The organism is Pseudomonadota bacterium, assembly GCA_027624955.1.
Taxonomy (GTDB): domain Bacteria; phylum Pseudomonadota; class Alphaproteobacteria; order UBA828; family UBA828; genus PTKB01.
Genome location: JAQBTG010000023.1, coordinates 21719 through 48401, shown reverse-complemented (window position 1 = coordinate 48401; position 26683 = coordinate 21719). Strand labels below are relative to the sequence as shown.

Here is a 26683-nt window from a genome sequence, read left to right as displayed (position 1 = left end):
GCTCAATCAGTTTGCGCCAGACGGCGCGTTTGTTCGTCATTGAGCAATTCATCGATGATTTCGTCTAACGCCTCGCCGCTCAAAATCTTGTCGAGCTTATAAAGTGTCAAATTAATGCGGTGGTCGGTGACCCTCGCTTGCGGAAAATTATAGGTGCGAATGCGCTCCGAGCGATCACCGGAGCCGACTTGGCCGCGGCGGGTCTCTGCACGTTCCGCATCTAGCAGCCGGCGCTCGTGATCGTAAAGCCGAGCGCGCAACACTTTGAGCGCCTTGGCGCGGTTCTTATGTTGCGATTTCTCATCTTGCTGAGTGACCACGATACCTGTCGGCAAATGGGTCAGGCGAACGGCGCTGTCGGTCGTATTGACGCTCTGGCCCCCAGGACCTGACGCCCGGTACACATCGACCCTGAGATCCTTGTCCTCGATCACCAGGTCGACCTCTTGCGCCTCCGGCAGCACAGCTACGGTGGCAGCCGAAGTGTGGATGCGGCCATTCGCCTCGGTCTCAGGCACGCGTTGCACCCGATGAACACCCGATTCATATTTTAGGCGGGCAAATGCCCCGCGTCCGCCGATCTCCATGATCACTTCCTTGACGCCGCCGATGCCGGTTTCCGACAATGAAATGACTTCGCCGCGCCACTTCTTCTCTTCGGCATATCGCTGGTACATGCGCATCAAATTGGCCGCGAACAGCGCCGCCTCATCGCCCCCGGTGCCTGCGCGGATCTCCAGGATGGCACTTTTTTCGTCGGCCTCATCTTTGGGCAGCAGGAGAAGTTTTAGCTTCCCATCGAGCTTTGGTATTTTTATCTTGAGGGCCTTGAATTCCTCTTCAGCCAGCGCCCGCATATCGCCGTCAGTGTCCTTGTCAGCGATCATTTCCGCCAGATCAGCGGCCTCGGACTCGCCTGCTCGCAGCGCCTTAATGGCACTGATCACTGGTTTGAGCTCAGAATATTCCTTCGAGAGACGAACCAACTCATCACTCGACATATTGCTCTGTCCGGACAATAAATCGGACAACTCGTCTAGCCGAGCGACGATAGCGTCGAGGCGCTCATCCAAATTCACCAAGTGCGCTCCATCAGCGATATTCAGCAGTAGCGCTTTAGATGCGCGTGCAGATTTTCCTTGGTAACTTCCTGCTGATCGCCGGAACCGAGGTCGCGGAGCATAACGCTATTTCTGCCCGCCTCTTCTTCGCCAAGAATAACTGCGCAGACGGCGCCCAATCGATTCGCCCGTTTAAGACGCTTGGACATGTTGCCACGAAAGGCCATATCCGTGCGAAATCCCGCTTCGCGCAATTGCTGCGTCAAGATGAACGCCGCTGACTCCATTTCTGATCCGATCGGCACCACCGCAATGGTATTGCCTTCGGCAGCGACATCACCAACCAACATGGCTAGCCGCTCGATGCCGGCGGCCCAACCCACTCCGGGTGTGGGCGGGCCACCCATCGTCTCGATCAAGCCATCATAGCGCCCGCCGGCTAGCACCGCGCCTTGTGCACCCAGTGCTGAGGTGGTGAACTCAAAAGCGCTATGGCAGTAGTAATCGAGGCCACGCACCAAATGCGGATTGAGTTCGTAGTCAATGCCGAGGGAGTCGAGGCCAGCACACACCGTGTCAAAAAATTCACGAGATAGCGGGTTCAAATAATCCGACATTTTTGGCGCCTCAGTGACGACATGGCGATCGCCTTCATCTTTCGAATCCAGGATGCGCAACGGATTTTTTTCGAGCCTGACGCGGCTTTCCTCTGAGAGGTCGTTGAGATGCGCTGTGAAATATTTCACTAGACTGGCGCGGTAATTCTCGCGGCTTTCGCTGTCACCCAACGTATTTAACTCAAGCTTGACTAAGCTGGCTACGCCGAGGGCTTTTAGGACATGTGCGCCAAGAGCGATGATTTCCACATCACCCATCGCCTCCGAAATGCCCAACAACTCCACGCCAATTTGATGAAACTGCCGCAACCGTCCCTTTTGCGGCCGCTCGTAGCGAAACATGGGGCCGCCATAAAAATACTTCAGCGGAAGACTCTGGCTGAGACCACCACTGATCACCGCACGCGCCACACCCGCAGTGTTTTCAGGCCTGAGGGTAATCCAATCGCCGCCTCTATCTTCAAACGTATACATCTCTTTGGTGACGATATCGGAGCTGTCACCCAATGTTCTCTTGAACACCTCGGTAAATTCAAATATCGGCGTCGACATCTCTTGATAGCCATAGAGGTCTGCGGCCGCTCGGGCTGCCTCTTGGACATGTCGATGTGCTCTGCTCTCATCCGGCAACACATCATGAGTGCCGCGAACTGGCTGCAATTTAGGCAATTGAATCTCCGTTCAGAGAATGGCGAGTTAATTCCTGCGCCAGCGAATCACTGCTGCCCGTATCGGCGTCCGTAAATTTAACCGGGGCAAATTCGCCAACCCGAAAGCTCAGAATAAATCGCTAATGGTCTGCTTCCGAACCAGCAACCAAAGTTTCCGGGTCTAAGGACACGTTGCGCCGAACTACGCCAATAGGGCCCAGCGCATCAACGACAGCGCCATCCACACGCACCTCTAAAGCGCCTGCATTGCCAGTCACCATGATCAAGCCCGAACGATTTGGCACTTGATATATTTCGCCGGTGCGCAAAATTCGCGTTAACAACAGCTCATTGTTGGGACCCTGAATTTCCACCCAACTATCGGCGGTCGCCCTGATAGCAATTCTGAAATCTGCGTTTTCTTCACCAAAAATACTGGGCCGACGGGCCGGCATGTCAGTGGCATCAGACGAAGACGAAGCCACATCAAATTCTTCGGAGTCTTCACCTTCCATCGACTGTGCATTTGCGTTTCGAATGATGGGCACAGCTTCCCCGCTCTGCGGAAGAGCCGATTCCAAAGTGGCTGCCGATGCGTCGGGCTGACTGCGGGCGGCGTTGTCCCAAAGAGAATCACTTCTCAGCGGTCGAGAATTGGTGGTTGATGATGCAGCGTCGCGCGCCACGTCAGGCGACGTAAGAGCTGCGCCCGCTTCCGCCCCCACCACATCCGTTTGTACGGATACAGCTTCCGGCGTTGTGCTTATATTTTGCTCGCTGTTCACAAATTTCTCGATGCCGGCCTCAGTTGGTGCTGCTTTGCTTGAAACCGACGATTGCGCTTCGCCTGCCTCGTCCTCGGTAGCAACTGCCTCCGTTGCGACCGCCGCCATCACGTCTTCATCGTTCGACAGCCCGGCTGCCTCGGTCAATTTGTTAGACACGTCTGAAACGAGATTTGTCGCGATTTGACCTTCTGTTGAATAAACATACCAGCCACCATAGGCGAGGCCCGCTAACAGCAAAACTATCAATACCAACCACGGTTTTGGATTTCTGCCTTCTTTGGGCGGCACCGGAAACGTTAGATCGCGCCGAACAGTCCCGGATGTCGTTTCGCGCTTGAGGCGTTCAACCATCTCTTCGGAGTCGAGTCTAAGATATTCACAATAGCTGCGTAGGAATCCGGTGGCGTAGGTCGTGCCCGGCAAATCGCCAAAGCGCCCTTCTTCCAATGCTTCAAGATAGACCAGACGGATTCGCAGTGCCGAAGCGATGTCCGTCAATTCATAACCCGCAGTCATGCGGGCCCGCTTTAAATCAGCACAGAGGCTCGGCAATTCGCCGGCGGTTTCACCGCCAGCCCGATGTAATAGAGGGTCACTGCCCAATTGCGGTTCGAGAGGTTCAACCCCTCTTCGCTGTAACATTCCGCCGCCTCATCGCTTCAACCAGCATGTAAAACAGGCACCTTACCGGCTAAGTCTTGAATTCACGGTTCGATAACTCATACATGACAAACGCCAACTGGCGTTTCCCAAGCAATTTAGGATCCGCCTCGCCGCCGATTACCGTTTTGCTTTAAGCCGGGCTCAGCCAATCCTCATGCTGAAACCGCAAAGCGCAGCCCAAAGCCTTGTCTTAACGGCATTTCATTAAAATAACACCGGCCCGTGCGGGGCGCAATTAATATTGCGCGCCCCAATTGTGGCGACGCTTTCCCCAAACTTTCCCCATAAATCTCTATCCCGTGGATAATCGCCCGATTCGCGTGGCGAGAACCTCGGTTGCTTGGCTAATTAACTCTTCGACGATATCTGCGACGGGCTGCTCACGATCGACCATACCGACGCTCTGCCCGGCCATTAGCGAGCCATGTTCGATATCGCCATCGATGACCGCCCGGCGCAACGAGCCTGCCCAAAAATGTTCAATAACAAGTTGCGCTTCTTTCTGGTCCAATTCGCCGGCACGATAGCGCGCGATCGCGTCGCGCTGGGCCGCGAAAAATTGCTCAGTCGCCTTGTTGGCGAGAGCCCGCACGGGAATTACCGGAAAATCCGGATCCAGCTGCACTGAGAGTTGCGCGTCGCGCGCCTTGGCATGAAGGATAATTTTTTTGAAATTTCCATGTGCGATGGACTCGGTTGCGCAAACAAAGCGCGTGCCAATTTGGCACCCCGCAGCACCCATTTCCATATACAGGGCGATGGCATCGCCGCGCCCAATACCGCCACCGACAAACACGGGAACTTCGCGCAGATGGGGGAGAATTTCCTGGCATAGAACGCTGGTCGACACGGGGCCAGTATGGCCACCCGCCTCCATGCCTTCGATGATGAACGCATCGACGCCTTGACGCATCAGCTTCTTGGCCACCGGCAGAGTCGGTGCGAAGGCGATAGTTTTGATGTTGGATTCTTTTAGTGGGTCCGTTGCGGAGCGCGGCGGCATGCCGCCTGCTAGAACAACATGTCCAATCCCCTCGTCGATGCAGACCTGCAACAACGCATCGATTTCAGGATGCATGATGATCACATTGACGCCAAATGGCTTGTCGGTAAGCGCGAAAGTTTGCCTGATCTCTTCGCGCAATTGGTCGGGGCTCATCGAACCGGTCGCGATAACGCCGAAAGCGCCACAATTTGAAGTCGCCGAAACCAAATGGCGCTCGGATAACCAGGACATCGCACCGCCTAAAATGGCATGGCGGACGCCGAGAAACGCACGCCCACTGGCGGATAATTCATCTAGCTCGGCGCGCGCAGCAACAAGAGCGCTGTCTTTATTCATCCAGTCGGTAGGCAGCATGCAGAGCGCGCACAGCGAGCTCCGTATGTTCCTCTGCGATCAAAACACTGGTTTTTATTTCCGACGTCGATATCACTTGGATGTTGATATTGTTCTCGGCGAGAGCGGTGAACATTGTTTGCGCGACACCAGCATGGCTTTGCATGCCAACTCCGATAACCGAAACCTTGGCCACTTCGGTATCGCTCAACAGCCGTTCAAATTCCAGCTCGCTCTGCAATTTGTTCAACGCTTCGATGGCGCGCGCCGCATCGCCGCGGGCAACGGTGAAAGTGATATCTGTCGCCTTCCCGTTATGTGAAATATTTTGCACGATCATGTCGATATTGATATTGGCCTCAGAAAGCGGCGCCAGAATATTGGCAGCCACACCCGGCTTGTCCGGTACCCGCACGACCGTAATCTTGGCATCATCGCGGCTGTAGGCGATCCCGGTAACCATATTTTGGGTTTCGTCGTTTTCTAACTGCATGCCCCACACGTCCGTAATGATTGTTCCTTCGACCAACGTTCCCGGCAAATCGGCGAAACTCGACAACACCTGAATCGGCACACGATGGCGAAGCGCCATCCGCACCGCCCGAGGGTCCAAGACCTTGGCCCCCAATGAGGCTAGTTCGAGCATCTCCTCGTACGTGATCTTGTCAAGCTTGCGCGCATTATTGACGATCCACGGATCGGCGGTAAAGACGCCGGTGACATCAGAATAGAGATCGCAGCGGTCGGCGCCGAGCGCCGCCGCAAGCGCGACCGCAAGCGTATCCGAACCGCCGCGGCCGACCGTCGTCACCCGGCCGTCTGGCGACAGCCCCTGAAATCCCGCCACCACGGGAACGCCACCCGCCGCCATTAATTGCCTTATTTCGCCCGTCTCTATTTCGTGGATGAGGGCGCGACTGTGGTTGCCATTGGTGCGTACCGGCAATTGCCAGCCCATCCAAGAGCGCGCCTCAACACCCAATTGCTGCAGGGCGAGCGCCACCAAACCGCTGGTTACCTGTTCGCCGCTCGACACCACGACGTCATATTCCGCGCGGCTGCCTTTAGGCGAAATATCCTGCACCCATCCCACGAGCTGGTCGGTCACACCGGCCATTGCGGAAACCACGACGGCCACTTGATTGCCGGCATCCAACTCGGCCTTGACCCGGCGCGCAACACGGCGGATTGGCCCTAAATGGGACACGGAAGTCCCACCGAATTTTTGTACAATTAACGCCATTAAATTTACTTTGGCGCCCGGCAAGGGGAGGGGCGCGCCTCGTTCATCCTGGTTATGGAGCGAAGGGCGCGTATACATACTGTGTTAGAATCACGCAAGCAAGCAGGCGGAGAACGCATGACACAAAAAAACAGAGCGGCGCCAGAGCACGCCAGCATCGACGAACAAGAGATCGCGCGATTCGCCGCACTGTCTGAGAATTGGTGGCAGCCTGATGGGCCCTTCCGTGCGCTTCATTCTCTCAACATTCCGCGCCTTACCTACATACGCGACCACCTCTGCCAACGATATGAGCGCGACATAAGAAACGAGCGCCCGCTCGCCGGCTTGCGTCTGCTGGATATCGGTTGCGGTGGTGGGCTGATCGCTGAACCTTTGGCGCGTTTAGGCGCTGCAGTCACGGCAATCGACGCCGGCGGAGATGCCATCGAAGCGGCGCGGCTACACGCAGATCAATCTGGGTTAAACATCGACTACCGCCACATCAGCGCCGAAGAGCTGGCCGATGAAAACATTCAATTTGACGGCGTGCTGACGCTCGAAGTGGTCGAGCATGTGGCGGATTTAGGTAGTTTTCTCGCCGCAAGCTCGCACTTGGTGCGACCCGGCGGAATGTTTTTCGCCGCCACCCTCAATAGGACCGCCGCGTCCTATCTACTTGCCATTGTTGCGGCCGAGCACATTTTGCGGTGGCTTCCACCTGGCATGCACAAATGGTCAAAATTTGTCCGCCCCTCTGAACTTGTGGCGCCGCTACGTCGACACGGCATCGCCATTCAAGACGTCAGCGGCCTTACCTACGACCCGCTGACACGCGACTGGGTACTCAGCCAAAAACTCTCGGTGAATTACATTGCCTCTGGAGTAAAAAGCGAAACTTAAGAATCGTGCCGTGGCACCCAAGGCATCTGGCTGATCTCGATACCCTCTTCCTGAAGTTCCTGCGCTTCTTCCCTGCTGGCGTCGCCGTAAATATTCCGCTTTTCAACTTCGCCATGGTGAATTTTGCGTGCTTCTTCAGGAAAGCGCTCGCCAACATTGTCGAAGTTCTTTTCGACCACTTCGCGCATCTTACGCAATGTTTTGATGGCCTCGCCCATTTGTTCTGGTGTTGGCGGCGCCATCGCCGCGCCTGGCGCCGCGTTAGCCGTCTTTGCATGAACGGGTTCGCCGCCCCGACCCCGGCCACGCCCGGTACCAGCCGGAATATTCGGCGCCATTGGCGCCTTTGCGACCTTGTGGTCGCCGCAAATTGGACACGCCACCTTGCCGCCCGAAATCTGCCGGGTACTTGTATCGGAATCGGCAAACCACGCTTCGAATACGTGCTCCTGCGCGCATTTCACGTCAAAGACAATCATCGCAATTGATCCAATACCATCTTAAGCTCCGATCGAGCTTCACTAAGTATCTTAAATTGGTACGAAATCAAGCGTCCACAATACGATGAGCAAACACAACGGTGCCCAAGGGCGCGGCGCGCCCTCATCCTGGATCACCCGTTTTGCCGGCGAAATCGAGCCGCGCGGGTCGGTGCTGGACCTCGCGTGCGGTGGCGGCCGTCACAGCCTATTCCTGCTGCGTCACGGCCTTCAAGTCACGGCTTGCGATATCGATGTTTCGGCGCTGGCGGACATTCAGGAAGAAGCCAGAATGGAAATTGTCGCAGCTGATCTCGAGAATGGCGCCTGGCCGTTTTCTGGCCGTCAGTTCGCTGCCATCGTGGTAACCAACTATCTTCACCGTCCACTGTTTCCGGAGATTCTTGCCGCTTTGACGCCCGGCGGGTTGTTGCTTTACGAAACCTTCGCGGCGGGAAACGAGAATTTTGGTCGCCCCAGAAATCCTGCTTACTTGTTGAATCGCGGCGAGCTTCTGTCCAGCGTTTTCGCCGGCCTGGTCATCCTCGCCTATGAGGACTTAATCATCGAAGAACCCAAACCAGCTGCCGTGCAGCGGATTTGCGCGCGCAAACCCGCGTAAATTACTAGACTGCCCGAATCGCTTTCCTATCGTCCGATGGAATATTGAAATCACGGTCATGCCGGAGGGCCGGAATAGCGGCGCGCGCCTTGGCAACCTCGTCCAAATCGATCTCGACCGTCACATAACCCACGCCTTCACCGGCATCTGCCAGTACTGTGCCCCAGGGGTCGACAATCAGCGAGTGGCCGAACGTTGTCCGTCCGCCTGAGTGACTTCCCCACATGCAGGGCGAAATTACAAACGCGGCGCTCTCAATGGCGCGGGCGCGGTTCAACACATGCCATACCGCTTCGCCAGTTACCTTGGTAAACGCGGCCGGAATTGAAATGATATGCGCACCGCCATGGGCAAGAGCGCGGTAAAGATGCGGAAAGCGAAGATCATAGCAGATACTCATGCCGAGCCCGCCCCATGGCGTTTGGGCGATGACAGCATCATTGCCGGCACGGAAGGCGTCGGATTCGCGGTAGATCTCGCCGTTCGGCAGATCAACATCGAACATATGAATTTTGTCGTATCGGGCGACGATGGCGCCGTCGCCGTCAATGAGAATTGAGCAGTTGGCGACCCGCCCGTCGGATGTACGCGCGCCAACGGAGCCAGCAACGATCCAGACTCCGGTTTCACGCGCGATGTCGGCGAACGCGGAGATCGCCGGATGCTTATCGGGCGCCGCTGACTGCGCGTGAACCTCCTCAGTGCGGTGATCCATCAGCGCCACATTTTCGGGCAAGGCGATAAGTTTGGCGCCCTCGCCTTCCGCCGCGCGGACCAACTCGCAAGCGCTGCGCAAATTCTCCGCCATATCCTGGCCGCTGCTTGGTTGAACGCAGGCCACCCGCACTTTGGTTGTCATGACAGCCCCAACATGCCGTCTAATCTCCCTGCTCGTTCAAGTGCAGCCAGCTCGTCGGAGCCGCCAATCGGTTCTCCATCGATGAGTATTTGCGGCACCGTGTAGCCGCCCGAGAGCGCCTCCATCTCGCGGCGCAATTCGGGTTTGCCCATCACACCGATATCAGTGAATGCCACGCCTTTGTTCTCAAGCAATCGCTTCGCTCGATGGCAATACGGACAAAATGGCGTTGTATAAAGAATAACTTCGGGCAAGTTCGCACCCCTTCGCTTTGGTTTCTAGCTTCATCATGTAGAACGATCCAGGGTTCGCGCAAGGGTCAATACGTCAACTCCCGCAGCGCCGCCGCGGAGTAGCGCCTGCACGCACGCCTCTACCGTCGCACCGGTGGTAATAACATCGTCCACCAGGAGGATAGTTTTGCCTCGCACCCGATCGGCATGGCGCTTGCGCAGACGGAACGCGCCTTTAACATTTGTGCGCCTCAAGTTTGCACTGAGTCTCGCCTGAGACTTCGTGGCGCGGGCGCGGACCAGTAAATCGGGAATCCACGCCGTGCCCGAATCTCGGCTTACCGTCGCCGCCAAAAGTGCCGATTGGTTGAAGCGCCGCGCCAGAAGCCGCCAACGATGAAGTGGCACGGGCACAATTAAATCTGCGTCCTGTAGCAGCTCCGCGCCGGCGCGCGACATCCAGCTGCCAAGAGCCGGCGCGATCCAGGTACGGTCAGCCATTTTCAAAGCGAGAAGGAGATCGCGGCCAACGCTGCGATAGAGAATCGCAGCGCGGGCGCGGCGATAAATCGGCGGCGTGCGGTAGCACGCGGCGCAGACAGCACCGGCTTCGGCCTCGATTTCGAAGGGCGTGCCGCAACAAGCGCAATAGGGTGCCACGATAAAGCTGACCTTACTCCAACATTCGGCGCACAGTCGCCCCGGCACGTCGACCGGCGCGTCGCAGGCCCCACAATGCGGCGGCAGAACCATGTTCATGCCGCCCCGCATCAGCGTGCGCACGACATAGCCGAATGTTGCGTTTCGAGCCATATCCAGAATCAAACTCCCGACAGCGGCCAGGTCAACGGCCATATCACTTTGCCGACTGTGCCTGCACATGTCATATAGCAGCCATGAATACGGCAACTTCAGGCAGCCCAGGCGGCGAGAAAGGCCCGTTCGACCGCGCACAATTGCGCCGGCGGCGCGATCGCGTAGCGGCTAACTTTGCTGCTCATTCCTTTCTGGCCCAGGAAGTCTCAGCAAGGCTCGCCGAGCGCCTTGGAGATATTAAACGGCGCTTTCCCTTAGCTGTGGAATTGGGTTGCCGAGGTGATTGCCTGGCAGCCGAATTATCCGGTCTAAACGGCATAGAGCGTCTCATCCAATGCGACCTCTCTCCGGCCATGGTCGCAAGTAGTTCAGGGTCCAATCGTGTCGTCGCGGACGAAGAGTGGTTGCCTTTTGCCGCCGCGTCGCTCGATCTCGTCATCAGCGCGCTCAGTCTCCATTGGGTCAATGACCTGCCGGGGGCGCTTATTCAAATTCGCCGCGCGCTTCGCCCAGACGGACTGTTTCTTGGCGCCATCTTCGGTGGTGACAGCCTGACTGAACTCCGTCAATCGTTGACCCGGGCGGAAAGTGAAGTCGAAGGCGGAATTAGCCCGAGAATTGCGCCCTTCGTCGAAATTCGCGATCTGGGCGCGCTTTTGCAACGCGCCGGCTTTGCGCTTCCAGTCGTCGACAGCGATACGATAAATGTCAGTTACCCCGATGCGCTCGCCCTGATGCGAGAACTACGTGGCATGGGAGAGAGCAATGTTCTGCGAGAACGCCGCATGGGCTTCACACGCCGGGGCACCATGTTGGCCGCAGTTGAGCATTACCGCCAGATGTTCGGCGACGACAGCGGCCGTATCCCGGCGACATTTCAAGTGCTGTATCTCGCCGGCTGGTGCCCGCATGAAAGCCAACAACAGCCGCTCAAACCAGGCTCCGGCGAAGTCAGCTTGAAGACGGCGCTGAGTGACCAGCAGGTGCCCGACTAACGGACCTTCTTTGCCGGCTGTACCTACAGCAAATCGCGCAACGCCGCGACAAGCGGCGCATCGGCTGGAGGCATCGGCCAGTCAGTGAGTTTGGACGGCCGCACCCATTTTAACTGCTGACCCTCGCGCCCGCGCGCGATACCGTTCCAAACGCGGCAAACATAGAGCGGCATCAGGAGATGAAATTCTTCATAATCATGCGACGCAAAACTGAGCGGCGCCAGGCAAGTATGCTCGACATCGATACCCAACTCCTCGTTCAATTCGCGAATTAGGGCCACTTCCGGCGTTTCGCCGTCGCGCAGCTTGCCGCCCGGAAATTCCCATAAACCTTCGAGATGTTTACCCTTTGGCCGTTGTGCAATTAGGACTCGGCCATCGGCATCGACCAGGGCGATGGCGGCAACCAGGAGAATGGGCTTTTGCCCGGCGCCGTCAGGAGCGGTAATCGGCATTGATATCGATATAGCGATGAGTCAAATCGCAGGTCCAAACAGTCGCCGCACCGTTTCCAACCGCAAGGTCAAGATCGATTTCGATGTCTCTGCCTCGCATATGGCGGGCTGCCTTGTCTTCTCTATAACTGGCCAGTTTCTTGCCGCCGCGTGCCACGGTCTGCCCACCAATGGCGATCACCATCTTCTCGACGCGAATGCGCTCGCCCGAGCGGCCGACGGCCATCACCAACCGCCCCCAGTTGGGATCGGCGCCGGCAATGGCTGTCTTCACCAGCGGTGAATTGGCCACCACTAGCGCGGCTCGCCGTGCCGCCGCGTCCGACGCAGCGCCGCCCACACGGACAGTCACAAATTTCTCAGCGCCCTCGCCATCGCGCACAATTTGCTGCGCGAGGTCCGTCATCACTTCCTGCAAGGCCGTGCGGAAGGCCTCGAGGCGAGAATCGCCTGCCCGTGTCACGGCAGGATGGTGTGCGCCCGCTCCGGTGGCGAACAGCAGGCAGGTGTCGCTCGTCGACGTATCGCCGTCGACGGTAATTGAATTGAAGGAACGGTCGTTTGCTGGGCGCAGAAGTGAATTCAGAACCCGTGCTGGCAATCGCGCATCGGTAAAGAGAAATGCCAGCATGGTCGCCATATTCGGCGCGATCATGCCAGAGCCCTTGGCAATCCCCGAGATCGTGACTGGCACGCCGTCTATCTTCGTCCGGCGCACCGCGCCTTTCGGAAAGGTATCGGTGGTCATGATCGCGCGCGCCGCATCTGGCCAAGCGGTTGGCGATAATTTTTCGGAAAGCGGCCGCAACGCCGTGGTTATTCGCTCCACTGGCAGCGCCTCCCCGATGACCCCGGTTGACGCGACAAAAATTTCGTTCGGCGAGGCGCCGAGAAGCCGCGCCGCCGCCTCGGCCGTGCGGCTGACAACCGCGTCCCCACTTCGGCCGGTAAAAACATTGGCGTTGCCGGAATTGACCACAAGTCCTCGCGCCTGGCCTTTAGGCAACAATTTTCGGCACCATTTCACTGGCGCACCCGGTGTTTGGGAACGCGTCAAAACACCGGCGACGCGTGTTCCTTTCGCGAATTCAGCGAGCAGCAAATCGTCCCGTCCTACGTACCGCACGCCGGCGGCTATGGCCGCCAGGCGCACACCGGCAACTGCCGGTAGGGTGGGAAATTTTTTTGGTGCTAGAGGTGACATGCCGCTCATGCGGGGGCCCTTACTACTTGCTCAGAATGAGTGCCTCAAGGGGCGACGGTCTCGCCGTCGAAAAAATCTTCATCCATCTCGAACAGCTCAATCTCGGCCTCTTGCCGCTCCTGCTTGGCGGCATCGGATACTAGGCGGTCGGCGATTTCGGCGCGCAGCTTTTGTTCGACCTGACTGAATTCTGGCGGCTCCGGAATTCGCCGCTCCGAAGCCGTAATGACGTGCCAACCGAACGAAGTTTTTACCGGCTCAGAAATCCCGCCGTCTTCCAGCGCAAAGGCGGCTTCGGCGAATTCGGGCACCACTTGCTCACGGCGAAGGAAGCCTAACGCGCCGCCCTGAGGTGCAGACGGCCCGACCGAGTATCGCCGCGCGGTCGCCGAAAAGTCAGCGCCCGATTTCAATTCTGCGACGACCTCTTGGGCTTCTGCCTCGGTGGCGACGAGGATATGACTGATGTTCGTTTCTTCGGCCTTGGGAAAATTTTCCAGGAACTTCTGGTATCCCTCCTGCAACAGATCTTCATCGAGATACTTCCCGACAATGTCGCGCGCATAATAATCATGGGCAAGGCGCATGGCATAGAAGTCGACTCGCGCGGAAATTCGCGGATCCTTTTTCAATCCAGATTCGGCACCTTTGGCAGACAGCAATTTAATATCGATCAACTGGTTGCGAATCAGGGGAAACAACTGATCGGGCGGGAGGTTGCGAAACTGCGCAGGCAGAAGCTCCAATGCCAGCAATATTTCGGTTCGGGTTATGGTTTCGCCGTTTACGGTCGCGGCCACGGGACTGTCGTCCGCAGCCAAAGCGGAATGCCAGCTCGCCACGAGAATAAGCACCGCGACAGCGATTGACGCGAGCCAGCGCGCGCCAACGTGGCTAAATCCGGACAATATCATATGAATTCCCCATGCCATGCGATGACGGCTGCCCGACGCGCCGCCAAGCTGGGCTTAAACCATATCGCCTAAATTCACACAACCTGTCTAGTGCCCCTAGTATCTCGACCGGCAGGGCCGTTGACACTGTCCCGCAGCGCGCTTATCTCTCAAGAGCGGGCTGATCGCGGTCGCGCTAATCTAGACTGATTTCGAGGTCATCCCATGATGCGGGGATTGACGCGCCGAATTTTCGGCACGGCAAATGAGCGTGTGGTCAAGGCCTACGCCAAGCAAGTCGACGCTACCAACAGCCTCGAAGCGGGGTTGGAGGCGCTCTCGGATGAGGCGTTGCGCGCCCGCACGGGTGAGCTGCGGGAGCGCCTTGCCAAAAAGCCGGATTTGGAAGCCATTCTTCCAGACGCTTTTGCCACCGTACGAGAAGCCGCAAAACGCACCCTCGGCCAACGCCATTACGATATGCAGTTGATCGGCGGCATGGTTTTGCATGAGGGCCATATCGCTGAAATGGCGACTGGCGAAGGCAAAACGCTTGTGTCGACGCTTCCGGTTTATTTGAACGCGCTTCAGGGCAAGGGCGTGCACATCATCACCGTAAACGATTATCTCGCCCAACGCGACGCCGCCTGGATGGGCGCGATCTACGAATTTCTCGGCATGAGCGTCGGCTGCATCGTGCACGGCCTCAACGACGATTCACGCCGCGACCAATATCGACGCGATGTCACTTACGGCACCAATAACGAATTCGGTTTTGACTATTTGCGCGACAATATGAAATTCACGCTGGAAAGCATGGTGCAGCGAGAATTCAACTTTGCGATCGTCGATGAAGTGGACAGCATCTTGATCGACGAATCGCGTACGCCGCTAATTATCTCGGGTCCTGCCGAGGATCATTCGGAAATGTATCAAAACGCCGATACCCTCATCCCCCACCTCACCGAAGATGATTTCGAAATCGACGAAAAGGCACGCGCGACAACGCTCACCGATGTCGGCACGGAGAAAGCCGAAAAACTGCTTGAGGAACAGGGCCTTCTGAAAAGCCCCAATCTCTATGACATCGAAAATATCTCGGTCGTGCATCACGTCAATCAGGCGTTACGTGCCCATAAGATGTTTGAACGCGACAAGGACTACATCGTCAAAGACGGTCAGGTCATCATTATTGACGAGTTTACCGGCCGCATGATGCCCGGTCGGCGTTTTTCCGATGGTCTGCATCAGGCCCTCGAAGCCAAGGAACAGGTTTCCGTCCAAAACGAAAACCAAACTCTGGCCTCAATCACCTTTCAAAACTATTTCCGCATGTACCCCAAGCTCGGTGGCATGACCGGCACTGCGGCGACGGAAGCGTCCGAGTTCGCCGATATTTACAAGCTCGAGGTCACGCAGATTCCGACCAACAAGCCCGGCGTGCGAGCAGACAATGACGACGAGGTCTATCGCACCGCCAACGAAAAATGGAAGGCGGTCATCGCCCGTGTCGAAGTCAGCCGTATGGCGGGTCAGCCGGTTTTGATCGGCACCACCAGCATCGAAAAATCGGAGTTGCTATCCGGAATGATGAAGGAGAAAGGGATCGAGCATAGCGTCCTCAACGCGCGCTACCACGAGCAAGAGGCTGGCATAATCGCCCAGGCCGGTGGTATCGGCGCGGTGACCATTGCGACAAACATGGCCGGACGTGGCACCGATATCCAACTCGGCGGCAACGTCGATTTTCGCATTCTCGGCGAGCTTGCCGAAGAAGAGGATGCCGCCAAGCTTGAAGGAGAGCGCGACCGCATCCGCGCCGAAGTGGCGACAGAGCGGGAAAAAGTTCTAGCCGCGGGCGGGCTCCTCATCATCGGCAGTGAACGCCATGAGGCACGGCGCATCGACAATCAGTTACGCGGCCGTGCCGGGCGCCAAGGTGATCCAGGCGCGTCGGTATTCTTCCTCTCCCTCGAAGATGATTTGTTGCGCATTTTCGGTTCCGAGCGGATGGATTCGATGCTTTCCAAACTCGGCCTGAAGGAAGACGAAGCCATAATCCACTCGTGGATCAACAAAGCCCTGGAAAAGGCCCAGCAGAAAGTCGAGGCACGCAACTACGAGATCCGCAAAAATCTACTCAAGTTCGACGATGTCATGAACGATCAGCGCAAAGTGATTTATGAACAACGTAAGGATTTGATGCGCGTTGAGGATGTCTCCGAAACCGTCGCCGGCATGCGTCACGAGGTGATTGAGGACATTGTTGACGACAATATCCCGGAAAAGGCTTACGCCGAAGAATGGGATGTCGAAAAGCTGACGGAGGACTGCCAGCGCCTGCTCAACCTAGATCTGCCGATTAAGGAATGGGCTTCGGAGGAAGGTATTGCGGACGAGGAGATACGTGAGCGAATTACCGATGCATCGAATCGCCAAGCGGCGGCAAAGATAGCGAAATACGGCAGCGAAATGTGGCACATGGCCGAGAAGAGTCTTTTGTTGCAGATTCTCGACCAGACATGGAAAGATCATCTGCTGACGCTAGACCATTTGCGCCAGGGCATCGGGCTACGCGCCTATGCGCAGCGTGATCCGTTGAATGAATACAAGCAGGAAGCGTTCAGCATGTTTGAAACCATGCTTTCAGGCCTCCGCGAACAAGTTACCCAGCTGCTGACCCATGTTGACCTGCGTCTCAACGAAGAAGATCAAGGAGCGCTACAGCCGCGCCCGCAGGAAGTCCATGAAACTCGAGAGGACCCTGCCTTTGCGGGCATGGCGCCCGCTTCTGCACCGGAAATTACGGACGATTCAGACGCTTTCCCACTGCCGCCCGCTATGAGCGACGAAGAGATTCTCGCCGCCGAAGCCAAACTTGGCACCATGCGCCACGCGGAATTCGATAAGGACGACCCCTCTACATGGGGCCGGACGGGCCGCAACACGCCCTGCCCCTGTGGCTCGGGAAAAAAATTCAAACAGTGCCATGGAAATTTAACTTAGGCGCCGAAGAGTGCTATTAACTGAGACCTATTTTTCCAATCTCAAGAAATTTTTCGCGACGCTTGGCGCGCAGTTCCGCACCACTTAACGGCTTCAAACCGTCCAATGCCTTTTCCAACGCATCACCCAAAGCAGCAATGGCGGTTGCTGGCGAGCGATGCGCGCCACCGACGGGTTCGGCGACAATTTCATCGACGACCGCCATTTGGTACAGATCCTGCGCAGTCATTTTTAGCGCATCAGCGGCTTCTTGAGCGTGCTCAGAATCTCGCCACAGAATGGCGGCGCAGCCCTCGGGCGTAATCACCGAATACGTTGCGTGTTCCAGCATCAAGACTCGGTTCGCCACAGCCAGAGCAATAGCGCCGCCCGAACCTCCTTCGCCGATGATGGCGCTTACGAGAGGGGTGCGGAGATCGAGGCAAGTCTCGATACTGCGGGCAATGGCTTCAGCCTGTCCGCGCTCTTCAGCGCCAACGCCAGGATAAGCCCCAGGCGTATCGATCAAAGTCACAACGGGCAGAGAAAATCGTTCCGCCAAGCGCATTAGGCGCACGGCCTTGCGGTAGCCTTCTGGATTGGCCATTCCGAAATTGTGGCGCATCCGGCCTTCGGTGTCGGCGCCTTTTTCGTGACCGATTACCATTAGCGCACGCCCACGAAAGCGCCCAAGCCCACCGATGATGGCACGGTCCTCGGCAAAATTGCGGTCCCCCGCCAGTGGAGTGAAATCCTCGATCAGCGCGCTCACATAGTCCGAAAAGTGCGGCCGAAGCTGGTGACGGGCGACCAGTGATTTCTGCCAAGGCGAGAGGCGGCTATAAGTTTGCCTCAAGATGCGGTCCACACGACCCTGAAGGCGGGACACCTCCTCGAGGATATTCACACCGCTGCCGTCGCTTAAATGGCGCAGTTCGTGAATCTTGCCTTCGATCTCGGCTATCGGTTTTTCGAAATCCAAGTAGCTGCTCATCTTCGTGGTATTTTCGTTTTCCGTTGCATTTTCTTGGGCCATCAAACTACGCCATTTTGCATTGTCACGCCAAGCCGTGCGGTCACTAGTGCCCGGCGCCGGCCAAGGGATGGTGATTGCGCACCACCGCTTTTAATCGGTCATCCAATATGTGGGTATAGATTTGCGTGGTTGAAATGTCCGCATGGCCTAGCATTTTCTGCACGGCCCTCAAATCTGCGCCGTTTGCCAGCAGATGGCTGGCGAAGGCGTGGCGCAAGACATGCGGCGAAACTTTCTCCGGCGGCAGGCCAGACTCTATCGCCAATTCCTTTAAAACTTGCGCGAATCGATGGCGCGTCAAATGCCTGCCGCGCGATGGAAAAAGCCATTTCGAGTGCCCCGCTTTGCCGGTATGCAGCTCCCTGAGCGGCACATATTCGGCGAGCGCGGCTTCCGCAGGTTGCCCCACGGGAACGATGCGCTCCCTGCCTCCCTTGCCGCGCACCAGCAGGCATTTGCGCCCTTCAATAACATTCTCAAACGGCAATTCCACCAGTTCGGAGACGCGCAACCCGGTCGCATAGAGCAGTTCCACCAACGCCAACAAACGGACGGCATCGGCGTGCGCGCGGGCGCTACCAGTATTCTCCGCCAACCGAAGTCGGGCGGCATCCAAAAGCTGGGCAACCTGATTCTCGCTGAGTATTTTTGGAAGCGGCCGGCCCAGCCGTGGCCCCTCGATTGTCGCGCATGGGTCGTCAGCGCGCAGTTCTTCGGCTTGCAAAAAGCGGTAGAATTGCCGGAGCGCGGAGAGACGCCGCGCAGCCGTCCGCGGCGCAAGACCGTTTTCTGAGAGTTCCGTCAGAAAGGCCCGCACCGCAGCGCCGTCGGCGCCGGCCAAATCTGATCCGCGCAAATTTTGCGAAGCTCCAAACTGTTCGATATCCCGCCTATAGCCGTCAACGGTATGTGCGGCCGCGCCACGTTCGGAGAGCAGCATTTCCAAAAACAATTCGAGTGCACGCGCATCGTCTATCCCCAGCGGCCGCGCCGTGCCATACGAATTTTCAATTGCGCTCGGATGCTTCACGCCGCGCGTATCGTCAGTTGCGCTCAGACGTTTCACGCCGCGCGTTGTAGCCATCACAAACCGCCCGCCAACGCGGCCTCTACAGCTATCGCCTGAGCGTCCCGGTCGAGACCGACAGCGCGCAACCCGACGATCGTTTCTCCCAATGTGACTAGACCGGAATTTTCCGGACCGCCCGCACCCAAACCGAGCAACGCCAGCAGAACCGCCTCACCCAGACGTTGGTCCGAAGCGGCAGCCCGCAAGGCGTGGCGCAAGGCTGGTGATGCGACGGCGCTGGGCTCGCTCAGCGGCCCGGCGAGCAGGGCGTCCCATTGTTCGGGAGAAACCTTCCGGCCCAATGCTGCGAGCAATGTGAGCATCAGCCCGCCCCGGCTATGCGCCTCGGGGTCCAACGCTCCGCCCTGTGACTCCCACCACGCTGTCAACATTCCGGGGTCGACATTTGAATCCTTCCCGGTTGAATCCTTCCCGGTCAGAGCAATCAACGGCCACAAATCGACGGCCGCCTGTCTGGCCTCGTGATCCGCGCCTCGCCCAGCGACCGCCACATCAAACCAGCGGCGCGCTTCCTCCCAGCGGCTGGCGGCAAAATACGCGCGCCCGGCTTCTGCGGCAAACCAGGCGAATTCCCGCGTCACCGGCAGCTCTTGGATGGCTGGCAGCAAAACACGCGCCATGGTCGGGAAACGTGCTTCTTCCTTGGCGCGCTGCAAGGCAATGCCCACGGCTTCTGCGCGCGCAGTCGGCACGCTCTCGTTGAGAATGGCCTGGTACAGCATTGCCCGGGCCAGCGGCCCGTTTGCTTGCGCGCTGTATTCGATCGGATTTGCCCTTTCCTCCAGAGTGAAAGGCACGATCGCATAAAGCGCGGCAACGCTGGCGGCAGGCAGCGCGCCGACGGCCTCCGCCTGTTCCGCGGCCAACAAGCGGATCTGGATGTCGCTGTCCGAAGCGCCGGCGATAAAGCGCAGAAGTGCGGGATTGGCGACATCGACGGCGTTTATCGGCGCGTCAACCCCCAAAACACGTAACATCGAAACCAACATCGGGGTCGGGTTCGGCAAGGAGTCCAGTTCCGCCTCGCCATACCCGTTCATTGCCTGAATCAGCGTGACGAAGGCAGCGTCTGGCGCGTAACCGCTCTCACGCAGCAAATCCAGGCCGAGATTAGCGGCCTCGGTTTCCTGGTTTTTACTTTGGCAAAAAATCAGGGCGCGCTGCCAATACGGGTCTGGCGAGAGATCAACGTGTGCGCGCGCCTGTTGGCAAGCGCCGCTGAAATCGAGTTGGAGGAACATCCGATCAATATCGTAGCGCGCGAGCACTTCCTCGAAATTTTCGCTCGGTGCGGCCTGCAGAAGAGCGATTGCGGCGTCATACTCTCCCATGCGTGCCAGCACTTCTGCACGCAGGCGAATCAGTTCGCTCCGTTCCGCACCTTCGCTGCGCGGTGCTTTTCCCCGCGAGAGCAGCAACCTTAATGCCGCCGAACGCATTGCTGGAGAACGCGCCTCGACAGGCAGTCGCGGCAGAAGAAGCGTTAAGATATCGTACCGCGTTCGCAACCACAGCGATTCCGGAAAACCGCCTGATTGCTCGTTCAACAACCCAACGTCATCGGCATTAATTTCCCCCAAGGTGCCGACCTCAACTTGATCGTTGTCGTTTTCCACTGTTCGTTCAGGCGCCGTAAAATTCTCGACGTCCCAGAGAAACGGCGGGTCAGCTACTACCGGCGACGGCAAAATTTCGGCCGGCGCAACGATTTCTTCCAAAGGCACCAATCTAATTGGGGCATCCGAATCCGCCGTCTGCGCTGCTGCTGAGCCCCAGGCGGCAATCAACAACGCGGCCGCACAGAGTCCCCACAGCGGCATCGCGGCATACCTCGATTGTCGCTTATTTTTCGAATCGCGCATCGGGTACAACCTTTTCGATCGGACCGGTAGGCGGCGGAATATCCCAGGTCAAAAGAAAGGCGAGACCTCCGCCAATTGCTAAAATCACCAGCAACAATATGATTCGCGTATAAAATCCCATACAGCTCGCCGTTCACTCCGCCGAAATCCGCCGGGGCGTCGATCACGCTCCAGTTTGTGCTACCGCCAAAAATGACTATTTTGCGATAATCTATTTGTTCATGGCAATTGTAAGGCAGTTTAATGACCGCCTCGTACGGCAGCAACATTTGCAACAAGGAACGGCGCGCCCTCAAGGGCAATTCATACACAGTTTCAGGCTGATGCGGATATGAACGCGGCCAATGCAGACCCAGCGTTTGACCGCTCGATCGTTCTTGTCGGCCTGATGGGATCGGGCAAGAGCGCCATCGGTCGGCGTTTGGCGGCTCGAATCGGAATGAATTTCGTGGATGCGGACTCGGAAATCGAGGAAGCGGCGGGCCTCTCCATTACCGATATTTTCGAAGTGCATGGTGAACCGGCATTTCGCGACGGCGAACGGCGCGTTATCGCACGGCTCTTGTCCAAGCCTCCTCATGTCTTGGCCACGGGCGGCGGCGCCTTCATTGATCCTGAGACGCGCAAGCGAATTAAGGAGTGCGCCTACTCCATATGGCTGCGCGCGGATTTCGACGTCCTGTTGCGACGCGTCTCACGCCGTGACAACAGGCCGCTCCTGAAGGTAGAGAACAAGGAAGAAGTCTTGCGCCAGCTCATCGAAGAGCGCTATCCCATTTACCAAGAAGCAGATATCATCGTGCAAAGTCAGGACGGACCACATGAGGAAACCGTCAACGATGTTATTGCTGCCTTGAAGCGCCTCATTGAAGGCGAGCAGAGTGACGCAGATGCCGCTAAACCTTCAAACTTAGCCACCTAAATATAGCCAATTAGAGAAATATCGTGAGTGCAAGTGAATCGGAGCCCGACAGTAGGGCGCAATCCTCCGAGTTGGTTCATGTGGCTCTTGGCGCGCGCAGTTATGACATCCTTGTTGGCGATGGACTGTTATCTGACGCCGGCGACCAAATTGCGCCGCTACTCGCGCTGCCGAGAACTATCCTGGTTTCTGACGAAAATGTCGCGCCGCTATATCAGAATCGGGTCGTGGAATCTCTCGGCCGGCACGGTATAGATTGCGATAGCATCGTCCTGGCACCCGGCGAAGGAAGCAAAAGTTTCGCGAGTTTTGAGGCGTTGCTCGAACGTCTACTCGCCACCCGGGCGGAGCGCGGGTTGACGCTGCTGGCTTTGGGCGGCGGTGTGATCGGCGACCTCGCGGGATTCGCCGCCAGTGTTCTCCTTCGCGGCATAGACGTTATCCAGCTTCCGACGAGCTTGTTGGCGCAGATCGACAGCTCGGTCGGCGGCAAGACCGGCATCAACAGCCGCCATGGCAAGAACCTTATCGGGAGTTTTCACCAGCCGCGCCTTGTATTGGCCGATACCGGCGCCCTAGACAGCTTGCCGCCGCGCGAACTAGCAGCGGGATATGCTGAGATGGTTAAGTACGGCTTGATTGACGACCCGGACTTCTTCGTTTGGCTCGAAGAGAATGGCAGCCGGATCGTGACTGGGGACGGCGCCGCCCGCCGGCACGCCATCGCCCACTGCTGCCGCGCAAAGGCGCGCATAGTTTCGCAAGATGAACAGGAGAACGGCCGCCGCGCGCTTCTCAATTTGGGTCATACGTTTGCCCATGCGTTTGAAGCGGAATGTGGGTATGGCGATGCGCTGTTGCACGGCGAAGCGGTCAGCATCGGCATGGTGCTGGCCTTTCGTCTTTCGCACAGCCTCGGCCTGTGCGGCGAAGCGGATGTTGCGCGCGTCTCCGCCCATCTGGCGGCGCAAGGCCTTCCCACTGAGGCAGCGCAACTGCCACTCGCAGCGCGCCGACGGGAAGCGTTGATGCAGCATATGAGCCATGACAAGAAGATTAAAGACGGGCGCCTGCATTTGATATTGGCGCGCGGTATAGGCGGTGCTTTTGTCGCCGGCGACGTCGAGCCACAAGATATTTCGGCTGCCTTGGACGACTTCCTGAGCGCCACGAGCAGCACATGATTAACTATTACGGAAATACGACAACGGCATTATGAGCACCGGACAAATGATCACCGTCGCGGCGATCGCTCTGCTGATTCTGCTTTCCGGCTTTTTTTCCGGCTCGGAGACCGCCGTCACCGCGGCGTCGCGCGCGCGGCTTCACCATCTCGAAAAGCAAGGCAATAGGCGCGCCCAGATGATCGGCAAGCTGATGCGCAAGCGCGAACATTTCATCGGTTCGATCCTACTGGGCAATAATGCCGTCAATATTCTCGCTACGGCGCTTTCCACCAGCCTGCTGATATCCGTCGCGGGAGAGGTCGGCGTGTTTTACGCTACCGCCGGCCTCACGCTGATAATTCTGATTTTCGCCGAAGTGCTGCCCAAGACCTATGCCATCCGCAACGCCGATCAAGTCGCGCTCGCCATGGCGCCAATCCTTGTCGCGCTGGTGTGGTTGTTGACGCCTGCCGTGCTGGCGGTGCGCGGCATCGTCTACGTTACGCTTATGCCTTTCGGCGCCCACAAAGTGACCGATAACAAAGACGAAGCGGAAGAAGAGTTGCGTGGTGCGATCAGCCTGCAAGCCGAGGAAGGCGGCGTGATCAAGCATGAGCACGACATGTTGCACGGCATCCTGGATCTCGACGATGTTGCGGTCGGCGAAGTCATGACTCACCGCAACAATATGGCGATGATCGATGTGAAAGCGCCTGTGCGCGCTATTCTTGACCAGGCAGTGGAAAGCCCGTTCACTCGGATACCGCTGTGGCGCGATGATCCCGAAAACATTGTTGGGATTCTCCACAGCAAAGACCTTCTGCGCGCTATGCAGGGCTATTGGAATAATATTGAGGCGGTAGAAATCGAAAAGGTGCTGACGCCGCCATGGTTCGTGCCTGAAACAACCAGTCTTCGAGAGCAACTCAATGCATTTCGCGAGCGCCGGGCGCACTTCGCCCTGGTCGTCGACGAATATGGCTCCCTCATGGGCCTGGTTACGCTGGAAGATATATTGGAGGAAATCGTCGGCGACATTGTGGACGAACACGATATCACGCTGCGCCATACGGTCGCGCGCTCAGATGGTTCTGTCCTGGTGGCCGGCGATACGACGATCCGAGACCTTAACCGCCGTTTTGAGTGGAACCTACCGGACGAGGAAGCGGCGACGATCGCCGGACTGGCTCTTCATGTGGCGCAGCAGATCCCGCAGATCGGCGAGCTTATCGAGCTGGACGGCTTTACCTTAGATATCCGCGAGCGACAGAAAAACCGCATTACTTCGGTTCGCGTGATTCCGTCGCAAAGCAGGCCCAAGGATTCCGGAGACCATGAATAGGCGCTGCGCCGCGCCATGATTCTGGAACTCTTCAACACCATTTTTCCGGTCGTTGCTTGTGCCGGACTAGGCTATCTCTGGGCGCGCTTCGACCAACCCTTTGACACCCACATCGTGACCCGGCTTGTGGGGCATATCGGTGCGCCCTGCCTCATATTTTCGACCATGGTCGGCATCCAAGGCATGTCCGGCCAAATTGCGGAAATGGCGTTGAGCGCTGTGGCCGTACTCTTGGCCTTCGCCGCCGTTGCTGCGACCATTTTGTATTTTGCCAAACTACCGATGCGCACCTATTTGGCGCCGGTGACCTTTCCCAACGCCGGCAACATCGGCCTGCCGCTCTGCCTATTCGCCTTCGGCGATGAGGGATTGGCGCTCGGCATTGGGTTTTTCGCGATCTCGTCCTCTGCCCAGCTGATTTTCGGCCAATGGCTGTTCTCCGGCCTGCCCACACCGGTGCCCCTACTCAAGGCACCGATTCCTTACGCGGTCGCGATCGGCGCCATTTTTCTGGCCACCGACACTCAGCCGCCCGAATTCATCTACAACACCACCGAATTGCTCGGCGGCTTCGCCATTCCATTGATGACCTTTACCCTCGGCGTATCGCTCGCAAAGCTAAAAGTGGTGCGATTTAGCCGCAGCCTGGCGCTCTCGCTCTTGCGCCTTGGGATGGGCGCCGCCGGTGGATTCGGGTTTGCCGAACTATTCGGCTTTGAGGGCATGGAGCGCGGTGTGTTGATAATTCAATGTTCAATGCCGGTCGCAGTCTTCAACTATTTGTTCGCCACCTATTACAACCGCGATCCAGAAGAGGTTGCCAGCCTCGTGGTGCTTTCTTCCACCCTCGCTTTCCTTCTCATGCCGCTCTTGATATATGCAGTGCTCTAGCACTCTCACCATTCGATCACCCAAACTGAAGTAAGAGGCCGACATGCCGCTCAGCGCGCCAGCAGCGAGAGAATCCATGCATAGACGCCAGATCGACTGCCGGGGCTACCGGCGGGAAGACGGCCTGTGGGATATAGAGGCGCACCTCACCGACGTTAAGTCCTATGAAATCGAGAGTTACTGGCGCGGCAAGGTGGCACCGGGTGAACCGGTACACGACATGTGGGTGCGTCTAACCGTTGACGATGATTTGTGCATCCAGGGCATCGAAACGGCCTCCGATGTAACACCCTACGAGCCCTGTTCGAGCGTTGCAGAAAACTTTCAAGCGCTGGTCGGGCTGCGAATCGCGCCGGGTTGGGTTCGCCAAATCAAATCACGGGTCGGCGGCATAAAAGGATGCACCCATCTCAGGGAACTGATGGGCGTGCTTGCCACGGTAGCGTTTCAGACCATTTTCCCGTTGCGCGAAAAGGAGCTGATGGCGGCGGGCGATCGCAAACCACCGATGCTCAACAGCTGCCTCGCATGGGCTTCAGACAGTCCAGTAGTGAAAGTACAATATCCGAGTTGGTATACGGGAGATTAGCAAGCAGACGATGACCGAACAGGACGAGCATATTAGCCTCTCAAAGACTGCGCTGTTGGTGATCGACGTTCAGATGGCGTTTGTGCATCGCGACGAATCAGGTGTTCCTCGCACCACGCCGATGGCGGAGAACAATATTCGCCGCCTCCTAGATTGGTTCCGCGAAGCTGGCGGAAAGACCATCCACATCCATCACCATTCGCATCAGAAGGGCTCACCCTTCACCGCCGGTCTCCCGGGAGCCGTTGTGCAAGCATTTGCCAAGCCTGCGCCAGGCGAAGCTGTCTACATCAAGCATGTCAACAGCAGCTTTATCGGCACGGGCCTGGAGAACGACCTCCGCCGCGATGGCATCGAGCACCTCATTCTCTGCGGCGCGACCGCCAATCAGTGCGTCGAAACAACAGCCCGGATGGCCGGAAACCTTGGCTTCAACACGCTATACGTGGCCGATGGCGTCTGGGCCTACGGATGCATTGGGCCGGACGGCCAAGAGCACAGTGCTGATGAGATTTTATCTGTTACGATCAGTAACTTACATGGCGAATTTGCCACTGTACATTCGACCGCCGACGTATTGGACCTGCTGCGCCGATGACTGTCTCAGGCGACCCTCTGAATACCCGCACTAAGAATCCTCAACCGGCGTCAGTGTGGTGAGCGCCAAAGCGTGGATGTCGCTTTTCATTTCATCGGCGAGAAGACGATAAACGAGTCGCTGGCGCTCGATGCGGCTCATCCCTTCAAAAATTGCGCTAACGACAGTCACGTTGAAATGACTTTCACCTTCGGGCCGAGCGCCAGCATGGCCGTGATGGCGCGCCGATTCGTCCTTGATTTCGAGCCTTACCGGCGCTAGATGCTCATCTAATTTGGTTTCAATCGCCTGGGCAACCCGCATATTTCCCTCTTCATGCCATGATTTAGGCTTGGTAAATCGAATTTGGTAGGCGCACTCGCAACGGCAACGCCTCGCCTTTACTCACCACAGAGCAGACGGC

The 26683-nt window shown here is 57.5% G+C and carries 26 protein-coding genes; 10 read left to right on the top strand and 16 right to left on the bottom strand.

Going from position 1 to position 26683, the window contains the following annotated elements; translation table 11 throughout:
- Nucleotides 1–2: 2 nt before the first annotated feature.
- The 5 genes from prfA to O3A94_10495 all read right to left on the bottom strand — a co-directional run bounded on the left by prfA (nt 3) and on the right by O3A94_10495 (nt 6361).
- Nucleotides 3–1079 (bottom strand): peptide chain release factor 1, encoded by a 1077-nt coding sequence (gene prfA / locus O3A94_10515; protein MDA1356688.1) that lies wholly within the window; start codon nt 1077–1079, stop codon nt 3–5.
- Nucleotides 1080–1102: 23 nt separating this feature from the next.
- Complete coding sequence (gene hisS, locus O3A94_10510; GenBank protein ID MDA1356687.1) at nt 1103–2347, bottom strand: histidine--tRNA ligase; 1245 nt, start codon at nt 2345–2347, stop codon at nt 1103–1105.
- Between the two features lie 121 nt (nt 2348–2468).
- Entirely contained in the window at nt 2469–3758 is a 1290-nt protein-coding gene (locus O3A94_10505; GenBank protein ID MDA1356686.1) for a DUF4115 domain-containing protein, read from the bottom strand.
- Between the two features lie 313 nt (nt 3759–4071).
- The gene (locus tag O3A94_10500; protein ID MDA1356685.1) at nt 4072–5139 is read right to left on the bottom strand and encodes a nitronate monooxygenase; all 1068 of its coding nucleotides are present in this window, start codon (nt 5137–5139) and stop codon (nt 4072–4074) included.
- Entirely contained in the window at nt 5114–6361 is a 1248-nt protein-coding gene (locus O3A94_10495; GenBank protein MDA1356684.1) for an aspartate kinase, read from the bottom strand. Before O3A94_10495 ends, O3A94_10500 begins: the two co-directional genes overlap by 26 nt.
- 117 nt (nt 6362–6478) lie before the next feature.
- On the opposite strand from O3A94_10495, the gene ubiG reads away from it, so the two are divergent.
- Complete coding sequence (gene ubiG, locus O3A94_10490) at nt 6479–7243, top strand: bifunctional 2-polyprenyl-6-hydroxyphenol methylase/3-demethylubiquinol 3-O-methyltransferase UbiG (GenBank protein ID MDA1356683.1); 765 nt, start codon at nt 6479–6481, stop codon at nt 7241–7243.
- On the opposite strand, the gene O3A94_10485 is transcribed toward ubiG, so the two are convergent.
- On the bottom strand, nt 7240–7722 hold the full coding sequence (locus tag O3A94_10485) for a DUF1178 family protein (protein ID MDA1356682.1): 483 nt from the start codon (nt 7720–7722) through the stop codon (nt 7240–7242). The two genes, ubiG and O3A94_10485, sit on opposite strands and share 4 nt — an antisense overlap.
- Before the next feature lie 85 nt (nt 7723–7807).
- Here O3A94_10485 and O3A94_10480 point away from each other — a divergent pair, with 85 nt between their 5' ends.
- Nucleotides 7808–8344, top strand: a complete 537-nt coding sequence (locus O3A94_10480) for a class I SAM-dependent methyltransferase (protein MDA1356681.1) — start codon at nt 7808–7810, stop codon at nt 8342–8344.
- 4 nt (nt 8345–8348) lie between these two features.
- Here the strand turns inward: O3A94_10480 and O3A94_10475 are convergent, their stop codons facing one another.
- From O3A94_10475 to O3A94_10465, 3 genes are read right to left on the bottom strand one after another with little or no spacing between them, the layout of a single operon-like run.
- A complete protein-coding gene (locus O3A94_10475; GenBank protein MDA1356680.1) occupies nt 8349–9203 on the bottom strand; it encodes a carbon-nitrogen hydrolase family protein in 855 nt (284 codons plus the stop codon).
- Nucleotides 9200–9457 (bottom strand): glutaredoxin 3, encoded by a 258-nt coding sequence (gene grxC / locus O3A94_10470; GenBank protein MDA1356679.1) that lies wholly within the window; start codon nt 9455–9457, stop codon nt 9200–9202. Before grxC ends, O3A94_10475 begins: the two co-directional genes overlap by 4 nt.
- Before the next feature lie 33 nt (nt 9458–9490).
- Nucleotides 9491–10249 (bottom strand): ComF family protein, encoded by a 759-nt coding sequence (locus O3A94_10465; GenBank protein ID MDA1356678.1) that lies wholly within the window; start codon nt 10247–10249, stop codon nt 9491–9493.
- Between the two features lie 83 nt (nt 10250–10332).
- On the opposite strand from O3A94_10465, the gene O3A94_10460 reads away from it, so the two are divergent.
- Nucleotides 10333–11247 carry a methyltransferase domain-containing protein gene (locus O3A94_10460; protein ID MDA1356677.1) on the top strand — a complete coding sequence of 305 codons (915 nt, stop codon included), beginning with the start codon at nt 10333–10335 and terminating at the stop codon, nt 11245–11247.
- Nucleotides 11248–11270: 23 nt separating this feature from the next.
- Here the strand turns inward: O3A94_10460 and O3A94_10455 are convergent, their stop codons facing one another.
- Genes O3A94_10455 through O3A94_10445 form a run of 3 tightly spaced genes read right to left on the bottom strand, consistent with a single transcriptional unit; the run spans nt 11271 to nt 13820 of the window.
- Nucleotides 11271–11702: a (deoxy)nucleoside triphosphate pyrophosphohydrolase gene (locus O3A94_10455; GenBank protein MDA1356676.1), complete on the bottom strand. Its 432-nt coding sequence runs from the start codon at nt 11700–11702 to the stop codon at nt 11271–11273.
- Entirely contained in the window at nt 11683–12915 is a 1233-nt protein-coding gene (gene argJ, locus O3A94_10450) for a bifunctional glutamate N-acetyltransferase/amino-acid acetyltransferase ArgJ (protein ID MDA1356675.1), read from the bottom strand. Before argJ ends, O3A94_10455 begins: the two co-directional genes overlap by 20 nt.
- Nucleotides 12916–12950: 35 nt before the next feature.
- Nucleotides 12951–13820, bottom strand: coding sequence for a peptidylprolyl isomerase (locus O3A94_10445; protein ID MDA1356674.1), 870 nt, complete (start codon nt 13818–13820; stop codon nt 12951–12953).
- Nucleotides 13821–14024: 204 nt separating this feature from the next.
- On the opposite strand from O3A94_10445, the gene secA reads away from it, so the two are divergent.
- A complete protein-coding gene (gene secA, locus O3A94_10440; protein MDA1356673.1) occupies nt 14025–16805 on the top strand; it encodes a preprotein translocase subunit SecA in 2781 nt (926 codons plus the stop codon).
- Between the two features lie 16 nt (nt 16806–16821).
- On the opposite strand, the gene O3A94_10435 is transcribed toward secA, so the two are convergent.
- From O3A94_10435 to O3A94_10425, 3 genes are all read right to left on the bottom strand, one after another.
- Nucleotides 16822–17778: an acetyl-CoA carboxylase carboxyltransferase subunit alpha gene (locus tag O3A94_10435; GenBank protein MDA1356672.1), complete on the bottom strand. Its 957-nt coding sequence runs from the start codon at nt 17776–17778 to the stop codon at nt 16822–16824.
- Nucleotides 17779–17863: 85 nt separating this feature from the next.
- The gene (locus tag O3A94_10430; protein MDA1356671.1) at nt 17864–18904 is read right to left on the bottom strand and encodes a site-specific tyrosine recombinase XerD; all 1041 of its coding nucleotides are present in this window, start codon (nt 18902–18904) and stop codon (nt 17864–17866) included.
- Nucleotides 18904–20772, bottom strand: a complete 1869-nt coding sequence (locus O3A94_10425) for a hypothetical protein (protein ID MDA1356670.1) — start codon at nt 20770–20772, stop codon at nt 18904–18906. The genes O3A94_10430 and O3A94_10425 overlap by 1 nt, the downstream gene beginning before the upstream one ends.
- 331 nt (nt 20773–21103) lie before the next feature.
- Between O3A94_10425 and O3A94_10420 the strand changes: the two genes are divergently transcribed.
- From O3A94_10420 to O3A94_10395, 6 genes are all read left to right on the top strand, one after another.
- Nucleotides 21104–21694 (top strand): shikimate kinase, encoded by a 591-nt coding sequence (locus O3A94_10420; protein ID MDA1356669.1) that lies wholly within the window; start codon nt 21104–21106, stop codon nt 21692–21694.
- A gap of 23 nt (nt 21695–21717) precedes the next feature.
- Nucleotides 21718–22878, top strand: a complete 1161-nt coding sequence (aroB, locus tag O3A94_10415) for a 3-dehydroquinate synthase (protein ID MDA1356668.1) — start codon at nt 21718–21720, stop codon at nt 22876–22878.
- A 31-nt stretch (nt 22879–22909) separates the two neighbouring features.
- A complete protein-coding gene (locus O3A94_10410) occupies nt 22910–24202 on the top strand; it encodes an HlyC/CorC family transporter (protein ID MDA1356667.1) in 1293 nt (430 codons plus the stop codon).
- A 15-nt stretch (nt 24203–24217) separates the two neighbouring features.
- A complete protein-coding gene (locus tag O3A94_10405; GenBank protein MDA1356666.1) occupies nt 24218–25093 on the top strand; it encodes an AEC family transporter in 876 nt (291 codons plus the stop codon).
- A 76-nt stretch (nt 25094–25169) separates the two neighbouring features.
- On the top strand, nt 25170–25682 hold the full coding sequence (locus O3A94_10400) for a DUF2889 domain-containing protein (GenBank protein ID MDA1356665.1): 513 nt from the start codon (nt 25170–25172) through the stop codon (nt 25680–25682).
- Nucleotides 25683–25692: 10 nt separating this feature from the next.
- Nucleotides 25693–26280 carry an isochorismatase family protein gene (locus O3A94_10395; GenBank protein ID MDA1356664.1) on the top strand — a complete coding sequence of 196 codons (588 nt, stop codon included), beginning with the start codon at nt 25693–25695 and terminating at the stop codon, nt 26278–26280.
- Nucleotides 26281–26310: 30 nt separating this feature from the next.
- Here the strand turns inward: O3A94_10395 and O3A94_10390 are convergent, their stop codons facing one another.
- Complete coding sequence (locus tag O3A94_10390) at nt 26311–26583, bottom strand: BolA family transcriptional regulator (protein ID MDA1356663.1); 273 nt, start codon at nt 26581–26583, stop codon at nt 26311–26313.
- Nucleotides 26584–26683: the final 100 nt, after the last annotated feature.